The organism is Acinetobacter sp. NigerLNRRAM0016, from assembly GCF_054112845.1.
On sequence record NZ_JBSYVT010000022.1, the window covers coordinates 49,737 to 60,297 of the forward strand.

Sequence of the window (10,561 nt, forward strand, 5' to 3'; positions counted from 1 at the left end):
GTATGAAAAAATGCATGTCCCTGCACCCATTTCGCAGGGTTTTTCATGAAAGTGATTAAAGCACGGTCAGTTTCAAATAAAGCATGTTAATATGCTGGGCATAGGGAATTTACTACGTTTGCCATGTCGAATATCAATAAAAAGTTATTTAAACGCTTACACTTAAATCATGCGTATGGGCAATTGATTGCCATGATTTTTGTGCCAATTATGGTTTTGGCATGTGTAGGTGCGGCATTGGTCTTATCAGAAACCTCAAATGCAGCCAAAGCGCAGCAACGTCAAATGGCAATTGCAATTTTGACCCGCTATCAAAGTACTGCCGAATCAGCACTCGACTTACTCAATCGCTATCCATGGCATTATGATCAAGCGCAAAATGCCCTGCAGTATATGTTTAATGAAAAGCTGCTGAATCAGGCGACGATTATTGACCACACGGGTGCAGAACGCATCCATGTGGGCGGTGATGCACAAGCGCAATGGCCCAAATACCCGACAGATAAAAGCTTTTTCGGTCCGCTCAAATCCAATGGCAATCATGTGTATGGCATGCAAATTAATGATTCTCCAAATCATAAAGGCTGGCTGCTGATTGAGCTGGACAATCAACCCTTACAGATTGCGCGTTATCGCGTCCTGATTGTGTTGATCGCAACAGGATTGTTAACCCTGTTGCTGCTATTACTGTGTTTGAATTTCTATTCGCGTCGCTGGATTGCCCCGATGTACGAAATTCGCATGCAGCTACAACGTCTAAATGCCGATACCCTTGATCAACACATGATCATTAACAGTACCGGCGAATTACGCCTACTACAGCGTGACATCGCCAATGTGGTAAAACGTCTTCATTTCAGTTTTTTAGAACTCAAAGAACATACCGAACAAACTGAAGATGACTTAAGACGTACCCTCGACACCTTAGAAGTGCAAAACATTACCTATCGTCAAGCACGTGACCAAGCGATTTCTGCCAACCAAGCCAAGTCAGTATTTTTGGCGAATATTAGCCATGAACTGAGAACACCATTAAACAGTATCGACGGCTTTATTCATTTACTATTGCGTCAGGGCAATTTAAGTAATGAACAAAATCTATATTTACAGACCATTCGTAAATCTTCCGCGCACTTATTGGCACTGATTAATGATGTTCTAGATTTCTCTAAAATTGATGCAGGCAAACTGGAACTGGAAACTGCGCCATTTGATCTGGAAGAAGCGATTTTCGATGTGATGGATATGCTGTCGCCTTTGGCAGCACAAAAGCATATCGATATGGCGTTCTACTATGGCGACGATGTTCCGAAACAAGTGATTGGTGATACCTTACGCTTTAAGCAGATTCTGACCAATCTGATTTCCAATGCGATTAAGTTTACGCCCGATGGTGAAATCATTGTTCGGGTACGCATGAAGCATGATGATATCGGGCAATGCCTGCTGCATTTTAGCGTCCAAGATAGCGGCATCGGTTTAAGTGGCACCGACCGCAAACGCCTGTTTGAATCATTCTCGCAAGGGGATGCTTCGGTAACACGTCAATTTGGCGGCACAGGACTCGGTTTGGCGATTTCCAAACAGTTGGTGCATTTAATGCAAGGCCAAATTGGTTTTGAAGACAACCAAGAACGCGCACCAACCGAGAAAGGTTCGACTTTCTGGTTTACCGCGATGTTTGCAGTAGATGACGAATATGAAATTGTGCATCCACAATTCGAACATATGAAAGTGGTGTCTTATCTAGCCCATCCTGCAGCGGCACATGTACTCCGTCACTATCTTGAAAACTACCAAGTGGAGCATATTGAAGCCGCATCGATTCTGGATTTATTTAGCCGTCTCAATCAAATTCAGTCACAACAGGAAAATACATGGCTGATTGTGGATCATAGTGGTGACACCGAAGCCATGTTGAAGGAAATTCGCAGCCGTTATACCGGCAGCCTTGCGGTTTATGGCTACCAAATGGCGCTCGATCCAAACATGCTGAATGAATATCGTGCCCGTCCACTGTATCAACCGTTAAGCCGTAGCGCCCTGATTCAACTTCTGAACAATCAGTCGGTCTTCCAGTCTGAACATCATGAAAACTTCGACGGTCAGGGCTTGCATATTCTAGCGGTTGATGACCACCTACCGAACCTGATTGTACTTGAAGCATTGCTCAGTGAACTGAATGTCACCACCACCAAAGCGCAAAGTGGACAGGAAGCGATTGACATCATTCAAACGCGACTAGAACAAAAACTGAAACCCTTTGATCTGGTGTTTATGGACATTCAGATGCCTGTAATGTCAGGCATTGATACCACCCGCGCGATTCGTGCACTGGAGTCCACTTTAGAAGAAGAAACCCATCTGCCGATTATTGCACTCACGGCACATGCACTGGCTGATGAAAAGCAGAAACTCTTAAAGGTCGGCATGGATGACTACGTCACCAAGCCGATTCAGATCGAACAAATTATTCAGATCTTGACCCACTGGACCAGTAAAAGTTTCGACAAAGCTGCCCTCGTCGAAAAGAATATTGTGATTGAGGCGCTTGATCCAGAAATTCTGAACTGGCAGCACAGCTTACAACTGGCAGCGAACAAAGAAGACTTGGCGATTGATCTGCTAAAAATGCTGGTCGACAGTTTTCAGACTGAACTGGATGAAATGCAACAACTGATTGAACTGGAAGACTTCCCTCAACTGGAACATGTACTGCATCGTCTCTATGGTGCAACCCGCTATGTGGGTGTACCAAGCCTACAAGAAGCATCTGGAGCGTTTGAACAATTCATCTCGACCTTGCGTAAAGAAAAGCGTCGCGCTGATGAACAGTTTACTCAAGAAACCTTACAACGCTTTGATGATTTGAAGCTGATCATGCAACAGGTGAAACAGGCAGCACAGTCCATTTTAAATAAACAAATGCAATAATTTCAGGAAAAAAGATGTGACTGAGCTGTCATGCATGGGCATACATGCACATGCTATGCTCCGAAGCAAAGCAAAATTAGAGTATCCAGCATGGCTTTATTACGTGTAGAAAAACAAAACGGAATTGCAAGCGTCAGTCTAAACCGCCCAGAAAAGCGCAATGCCATGAGCTTTGCCTTACTGAATGAATTGGTCAAAGTTGCCAATCAACTGAAAAAAGACCGCAGCATTCGCTGTGTGATTTTAACTGGCGAAGCCAATGTGTTTAGTGCAGGTATTGATCTTGCCGATTTAAATAATCCTAAAAATAGAGCCTATGCTGCTTGGGAATTGGTCAAGCCGGGGCAAAGCCTATTCCAAAAAGCATTTTTAATTTGGCAAGAATTACCTGTACCCGTCATTGCAGCCCTAGAAGGTTTTTGCTTTGGTGCAGGCATGCAATTGGCTTTGGCGGCAGACATTCGCATTGCCCATCCCGACACTCAAATGTCAATTATGGAAAGCCGTTGGGGGCTAGTTCCTGACATGGGCTTAAGCCGCTCACTTAAAGGAGTGATTGGACTGGATTTAGCCAAAGAACTTACCCTAACTGCCCGTATTTTCGATGCCAATTATGCCAAGCAGATTGGTTTGGTCACGCATTTGTCTGAGACCCCACTACAACAAGCGCAAGCCCTTGCAGAGGAAATGCTGCAACGTTCTCCAGATGCCCTCGCCGCAGCCAAACAGGTGCTGGATGCAATGGAACATCAACCGCGTAAATCTTTACGTTTAGAAAAAATCTGGCAATTAAAACTTTTATTAGGTAAAAACAGTCAATTGGCGCGTAAAAAAGACAAACAACCCGAAGTTCAATTTGTGCCGCGCCAGTTCCAATAACTTTCGGTAACAAGAATAAGCTATAGAGAGATTCCAATGAGTTTTGATCGTAATACGAAAATTGCATTTCTGGGGATGGGGTTAATGGGCAGCCGCATGGCAACCCGTTTGATTCAGGCTGGATTTGACGTGGCTGTATGGAACAGAACTGCTGCCGCTTGTGATGTCCTGATTGATTTAGGTGCCACAGCACTGAAACTGGAAAATATTGCAGAATATCCTGTGATCTTGACCTGTCTTTCAGACGATTCCGCTGCACAACAGGTGATTGAAAAAATTCAGCCTTACTGGACAGCGAATCAGGTGATTGTGGATTTCTCAAGTTTATCTGTGGATAAAACCAAAACACTGGCAGATTTAGCGCAGCACGATGGACTGCACTGGATTGATTCACCTGTCTCTGGGGGTACAGCAGGTGCTGAGCAAGGAACGTTGGTGATTTTCGCTGGTGGCGATGCTGAAATGATCCAAAATCTCAGTCTCATCTATAATGTGCTGTCTCAACGTGTCACACGTATGGGTGAAACAGGTACAGGGCAAGCCACCAAAATTTGTAACCAATTAATTGTCGCAGCCAATAGCACGCTTATTGCAGAAGCTGTTGCCTTGGCACGCCAAGCGGGCGTGGACACCACCCTACTGGCTCCTGCACTGGCAGGATGCTTTGCCGACTCGAAGCCGTTTCAAATTTTAACACCAAGAATGGCCAATCATCAATTTCAACCTGTACAATGGAAGGTGCAGACCTTATCAAAAGATTTAAATAATGCGGTGCAATTGGCTGAAAAATTCCAATTAGATATACCAGTAGCAAAAAAAGCATTATCACAATTGCAGACACATCAGAATAAAGGCTATGCTGAATCAGATTTAGCCACAGTAATTCAACAGGTTGAAGCAGAATAATAATGCAGGAGCTGACTCATGACTAAACTCGCTGTGAATCTTTCCATGATCTTTACTGAAGTGCCACTCATTGAACGTTTTGCACTGGCTTATGCACATGGTTTCAAACATGTTGAAATTCAATTCCCTTATGAACTCAGCATTACCGACATTCAAAAGCAACTGACGCAGCATGATTTAAGTCTGTGCTTAATTAATGTACCTGCGGGCGATTTGATGCAAGGCGGAAATGGCTTGGCGGGCATTCCTGGCAAAGAAGTTGAATTTCACCAAGCCCTTGAATTGGCAATTCAATATGCTGTGGCATTAAAAGTCCCAAATGTAAACATTTTAGCAGGCAAGCAGCCACTGGATTGCGATCTGCTGCCATGTCTCAATACCTTGGCCAAAAACTTAAAACTGGCCTGTTTCATGTTAGCAGAACATCATATTCAGCCCGTATTTGAAATGATTAATGGCACTGACATGCCACGCTTTCTAATTCAAAATATCGCCCAAGCACAAGAAATTCTGGAAGCGGTGCAACACCCTGCCCTTAAAATGCAATTTGACTGTTATCACATGGCAATGATGGGTGAAGATGTGCTTGAAGAATTGAAAGAAAATATTCTCGAAATTGGACACATCCAGTTTGCCGATTGCCCTGGACGACATGAACCCGACACCGCACAAATTAACTTTAAAGAGATTTTTGACTGGCTCAGCCATAGCGATTATGCAGGTTTTATTGCCGCGGAGTATCGCCCACAAGCCCACTCAAACCACTCATTTGCATGGAAAAACAAGTACTTTGCCGAACATCCACAAAGTTAAAAAACAGACAATTGAAATTTGGTGATAAAACCGCTATATTAGAAGATGAGTTATTGTCAGGAATTATGACCCTTTATGAATTTAGAACCATCGCCCAGCGCTTCTAATTCTCTCGATCTCGCAATGAATTCTCAAGCTCAAGACGTACAAGCTTGCTTAAAAGTTGTACATGAAGCTCTATTAGATGTAAAAGCAAAAGATATTATCGAACTTGATGTGAGCAGCATCAGCAATGTCGCAGATGCGATTGTGATTGCTAGCGGTACATCAACTCGTCACGTGAAAGCACTTGCAGACAATGTCGCTGAAGAAGCGCGTAAAGCAGGTTTCCGCCCAATTGGTGTGGAAGGTGAACGTGATGCAGAGTGGATCTTGATTGACCTTGGACTCGTTGTGGTTCACGTCATGTTACCGACTGCGCGTAAATTTTACGATCTCGAAAGTTTATGGCGTACAGCTCCAGAATCTGTAGCATAAGAAATTGACCGATTCGGTCTAAAAAAGCCAGTTAGTCTAAAGATTAACTGGCTTTTTTTATTTTCTAGCATCCGTTCAATGGATTGATAAAACGCCCCACGCTTGAAGCGCTTTTATCTTTCTTCACACTTATGCCCGCTAAAGTAATTGATGTAGATCCACATCCACAAATTGTTGCTTAATTTGCTCTTTGGCCCGCGCAAAGATAAAGTCTGCTTTACTCGGTCCATAAAACTCGCAATACACTTCATAAATAGTGGTGAGTACTTTGGCATAACTGGTGATCGGCAAACAGCTCACAAATTCATATTCATGAATGTCCTGTTGTGTCACCACCGCATAACCTGATTCATTCAGGCGTGCTTTAACATCCTGATCAAAATCGGAATAGTCCGACTGCGCAACCCCCTTCACCACAAAGAACACAAACTGCAGAAAAGCATCCGTCAGTTGAGCCGAAACCAAGGCATCTTCTTTGGCTTGCGGCTTGGTTTGCATTAAAACCTGTTTTTCCACCGCCGAGATTTCAAACAGCACTTGGCGCAGCATGTCTTTTCGATAAAACCGCAGTTCTTCAGTATTACACACTTCACTTAAAAAGCGGTTCAGTACAAAAGAAGGTTTATCGCCATATTCTTGCTCCCAATAACTCAGGACACGTTCCAGCGCAATTCCTGTTATATATTGGCTTAAGCCCCGCTCAATTGCAGTGCGCTTTTGCCCTATCGTCAATAATTCATTCGGCATACTCATGAACTCCTTAATGGCGTTTGGTCATACCATCGGTTTCAAAAGTCACATCCCGCTGAAACTCTGGGTATGACAACTCGGCATGTTCGGTATAGTCCAGTCCACGCTGTTCATGTTGTTTGCTCACACGCAAACCGCCCAAGACTTTTTCCAACACTTTGAACACCACAAATGCCACACCGAAACCCCAGACAAAACCAGCAATGATGCCTAAAATTTGAATAGAAATAATTTGCGAATTGAATGGACTTGCTTCATAAAACAGCCCTGCCGCCAATGTCCCCCAAGCACCACAAAAGCCATGGACGGTGACAGCATCGACCACGTCATCGAGTTTTAACTTTTCAATCAAAACAGGCATGACACTGACCACCAACCCAGCAGCCAGACCTGTCACTACCGCATATAATGGAGACATGGTGGCACAGCCCGCAGTAATTGCGACCAAGCCCCCTAAAGATGCATTAATTGTGGTACGAATGAGAATGGCTTTACCACGCATTAAAGCATAAATCATGTAGGCAACAGCTGCCGCACACGCTGCCAAGTGAGTATTTAATGCTATACGCCCAATGCTGACTGTGGCATTCACGGTAGACGCTGCATTAAACCCGAACCAAGCCAGCCAGAGAATAAAACCACCCAACGCGACTAAAGGTACATTATGACCTGCCAAGTAATGTGACTGACCATTCCGTCCAAAACGCCCCAAACGCGGACCCAATACCACAATCCCAGCCAAAGCGACCCAACCACCAATCGAATGCACCACGGTTGAACCCGCAAAATCGATGAAGCCGAGAGACTTTAACCAACCCTCACCCTCAATCAGACTGCCCCATGCCCAACTCCCAAAAATTGGATAAATCAGACCACTGACCACTGCCGCACTAACCACATAAGCCACAAAATGAATTCGCTCCGCCATGGCACCACTGGCAATGGTGGTGGCGGTCGCAGCAAACATCATTTGAAAGAACACCAAGTTCCAATTCCAATCATCCAAATCATTTGGAGCAAAATGACTGGCGCCAAACCATCCTGTGGTATTGATGCCAAACATCAAGCCAAAGCCAATCAACCAAAAGACCAAGCCCCCCAAGCAAGCATCCATATAGTTTTTCATCAGGACATTGACCGTGTTTTTGCCACGGACAGAACCACTTTCGACCAAAGCAAAACCCGCCTGCATGAAAAAGACCAAAATCCCGCCCATGACCACCCAGACACTGTCAAGTGAAATGCGAATTTCCTGAATGTTTTGTGCTTGTGTTGCTACAGGATCAGCCGCAAAACTTGCGCTTGATAGCAGCCCTAACATTATGAAGTAGATATAGTTTATTTTTTTCATGAACACCCCCAAAATATGTTCACAAAAAAGCAAAATCAGTGCCAAGAAAAACACATAATCAAAATTAAGTGACCCACCCAACACTTTAGAACAGCTGTTTTATGCTATTCCCCTTTTTATTTGCCGCTTCGAAGCAGTGATTCAAAGTACATCAATAAAAAAACCACCCCGTAAGATGGTCTTGATTGAACGATGAGACAACCAGATTCGACGTTTAAAATTTAAAACGCAAATTTAAATTGACCTGACGCTCATCCCCTACGGTGACCACATTGTTACTTAGACCACCCGCATAATATTCCTTATCAAAGATATTTTTCGCATTCACACTGGCTTGCCATGTTCCAGCGTCATAGCCCATTTCAGCATCAAATAACGCATAACCTGGAATCGTGTAATCGTATTTATAACTGCTCTTTTTCGATTCGCTACGCACCCCAGCCCCAATAAACCAACCTTGTAAAGCACCTTGATTAAATTCATATCGAGTAGATAGATTAAACATTTGTTCGGAAACATTGTTTAAGCGCTTTCCTTGATAACTGCTGATTTCGCTATCAACAATACGTGCTGTCGGTAAATAGGTATAGTTAGCATTCACGACCCAATTAGGTAAGACTCGTACGGCAAGCTCAGTCTCAATACCTTGGGTATTCTCTTCACCCGTCTGATAGTTATCTCCATTGGCGTCGCTCGATACCACATTAAAACGGGTCAAATCAAACCATGCCAGACTGGCTTGTAAGCGCTGATCCAAGGTTTGAAACTTAAAACCGACTTCATATTGTTTGGCTTTTTCAGGGTCAAATACATTGCCATCTACATCTACATCGGTTACTGGTAAAAATGAAGTGGAATAGCTCACATAGGGTGAAACCCAGTCATTATAGGTATATAAGCCTGCAATACTGCCTGAAAATGCCTGACTACTTTTACTGCTCTGATTGTCGTTATAATTACTGTTGGCATCGATGGATGCCCAGTCATGACGCAAGCCAAGGTTGATATTCAAACGATCCGTCACATCCACTTGGTCTTTAAAATACACCCCCATGGTTTTTAACGTTGTTTCGACACTGTCACTGCGCAAAGTCTTGCTGGCACACCAATCTTGATTGGTATAGCTCGGTGTATAAATATTTAAAGCAGTGATCGTACAATTATAGTTCCAGATATCACGGGTATCATGCATCCCATCTAAACCCAGCATAATATGATGCTGCATATTGCCCAGTTCGACTGTTTTGGCAAAATTATTATCAATACTAAAATTTATATCATCATAATGCTGATCACGCCCCTGACGGGTGATGGTGCTACTGCTCGCTGTAGATTTACTAATAAACACGCCTTGCCCATCTAAACGAGAATTTTGTACGGCAAAATTCTGTTTGAATGTCCAACCATCCTCAAAAACATGTTTCAGGTTATAACCAATACGCATGCTGTCAGAAAGATAGGGATCGGCACTGGGCTCACCAATAAATAAATGACGGTTCACCTGCCCGTTGCTATTGGGCAAAATACTGCCATAGACTGGCAAGCCCTGTTGGCGAACATATTCTTTATGGTTATAAGTCGCAATCACCGACAAATCCGTCTGATCCCCCAAATCGAAATTATACGAAGGTGAGATATAGAAATTTTTAAAATACACATGATCCGTTGCATCATCTTGATCTGAATAGTTCGCATTTAAACGCCATGCTGCTTTATCCGAACCCTCAATAGTATGGTTGGTATCCACCCCAATTTGGCGCAAATTATGACTGCCGTAGCGCAAATCCAACTGATTAAAATCATCCTGCACAGGGCGTTTGGTCACCAAATTCACAATCCCACCTGGTGCGGTTTGACCAAAATCCATTGAATCTGGGCCTTTCACCACCTCAATCCGCTCTAGACCTGTAATATTACTCGGTGAATCCGAAGCTTGCGCCTGACGTAAACCATCGACATAAATTGCGTCGGATGACAATTGCCCGCGAATAATAAAATCATCTGCACCACGGCGACCCAATGGTGCTGAAATGACCCCAGCCACGCCTTGAATGGCATCGGTCAAATTCATAGCTTGTTTTTTTTCAATTTGTTCTTTGGTGACCACTGAAACTGATTTTGCCGTTTTAAATAACGACTGCTCCGACTTTAAGCTTTGCGTAGTGGTGGGCACATCACCATCGGGTTGTGGATTTTCTGCCGTTAACGTAATGGTTGGAAGGACACTGTCTTCAGCAAGAGCGGGTTGCATTACAGATAAAATTGCCAATGCCAAACTGCTTGGCACAAACCAAATGGGAGCACTTTTTTTCATAAAATCTTAAAAATGGAAGCGTAGAAAATTATTCGCAAATATTAAGCTTATTAATAATCTTTCTCAATAACAATTAAAAAAACCAATAGCAATACAATAACCATATGAAAATATTAATAAAAGATGTAATTTAAAAG

8 protein-coding genes are annotated in these 10,561 nt (G+C 43.4%); 5 read left to right on the forward strand and 3 right to left on the reverse strand.

Features of this window, described 5'->3' with window-relative positions; genetic code table 11:
• The first annotated feature begins 123 nt into the window (after positions 1-123).
• The 5 genes from ACWQ4X_RS13565 to rsfS all read left to right on the forward strand — a co-directional run bounded on the left by ACWQ4X_RS13565 (position 124) and on the right by rsfS (position 6,009).
• Positions 124-2,934, forward strand: a complete 2,811-nt coding sequence (locus tag ACWQ4X_RS13565; protein ID WP_457904007.1) for a GacS-like sensor histidine kinase — start codon at positions 124-126, stop codon at positions 2,932-2,934.
• Positions 2,935-3,024: 90 nt separating this feature from the next.
• Entirely contained in the window at positions 3,025-3,813 is a 789-nt protein-coding gene (locus tag ACWQ4X_RS13570; RefSeq protein WP_457904008.1) for a crotonase/enoyl-CoA hydratase family protein, read from the forward strand.
• Between the two features lie 36 nt (positions 3,814-3,849).
• Positions 3,850-4,719 carry an NAD(P)-dependent oxidoreductase gene (locus tag ACWQ4X_RS13575; RefSeq protein ID WP_457904009.1) on the forward strand — a complete coding sequence of 290 codons (870 nt, stop codon included), beginning with the start codon at positions 3,850-3,852 and terminating at the stop codon, positions 4,717-4,719.
• Positions 4,720-4,737: 18 nt separating this feature from the next.
• Positions 4,738-5,532, forward strand: a complete 795-nt coding sequence (locus ACWQ4X_RS13580) for a hydroxypyruvate isomerase family protein (protein ID WP_457904010.1) — start codon at positions 4,738-4,740, stop codon at positions 5,530-5,532.
• Positions 5,533-5,607: 75 nt separating this feature from the next.
• Complete coding sequence (rsfS, locus tag ACWQ4X_RS13585; protein WP_016166152.1) at positions 5,608-6,009, forward strand: ribosome silencing factor; 402 nt, start codon at positions 5,608-5,610, stop codon at positions 6,007-6,009.
• 138 nt (positions 6,010-6,147) lie between these two features.
• On the opposite strand, the gene ACWQ4X_RS13590 is transcribed toward rsfS, so the two are convergent.
• The 3 genes from ACWQ4X_RS13590 to ACWQ4X_RS13600 form a co-directional block, all read right to left on the reverse strand.
• A complete protein-coding gene (locus tag ACWQ4X_RS13590) occupies positions 6,148-6,762 on the reverse strand; it encodes a hypothetical protein (protein WP_457904011.1) in 615 nt (204 codons plus the stop codon).
• 7 nt (positions 6,763-6,769) lie between these two features.
• Positions 6,770-8,110 (reverse strand): ammonium transporter, encoded by a 1,341-nt coding sequence (locus ACWQ4X_RS13595; protein ID WP_457904012.1) that lies wholly within the window; start codon positions 8,108-8,110, stop codon positions 6,770-6,772.
• A 214-nt stretch (positions 8,111-8,324) separates the two neighbouring features.
• Complete coding sequence (locus ACWQ4X_RS13600) at positions 8,325-10,424, reverse strand: TonB-dependent siderophore receptor (RefSeq protein WP_457904013.1); 2,100 nt, start codon at positions 10,422-10,424, stop codon at positions 8,325-8,327.
• Positions 10,425-10,561: the final 137 nt, after the last annotated feature.

Coding starts and splice junctions, on each gene's coding strand:
- ACWQ4X_RS13580 (WP_457904010.1), top strand. CDS start 4,738: ATGACTAAACTCGCTGTGAATCTTTCCATGATCTTTACTGAAGTGCCA.
- ACWQ4X_RS13570 (WP_457904008.1), top strand. CDS start 3,025: ATGGCTTTATTACGTGTAGAAAAACAAAACGGAATTGCAAGCGTCAGT.
- ACWQ4X_RS13575 (WP_457904009.1), top strand. CDS start 3,850: ATGAGTTTTGATCGTAATACGAAAATTGCATTTCTGGGGATGGGGTTA.
- ACWQ4X_RS13565 (WP_457904007.1), top strand. CDS start 124: ATGTCGAATATCAATAAAAAGTTATTTAAACGCTTACACTTAAATCAT.
- ACWQ4X_RS13600 (WP_457904013.1), bottom strand. CDS start 10,424: ATGAAAAAAAGTGCTCCCATTTGGTTTGTGCCAAGCAGTTTGGCATTG.
- ACWQ4X_RS13595 (WP_457904012.1), bottom strand. CDS start 8,110: ATGAAAAAAATAAACTATATCTACTTCATAATGTTAGGGCTGCTATCA.
- ACWQ4X_RS13590 (WP_457904011.1), bottom strand. CDS start 6,762: ATGAGTATGCCGAATGAATTATTGACGATAGGGCAAAAGCGCACTGCA.
- rsfS (WP_016166152.1), top strand. CDS start 5,608: ATGAATTTAGAACCATCGCCCAGCGCTTCTAATTCTCTCGATCTCGCA.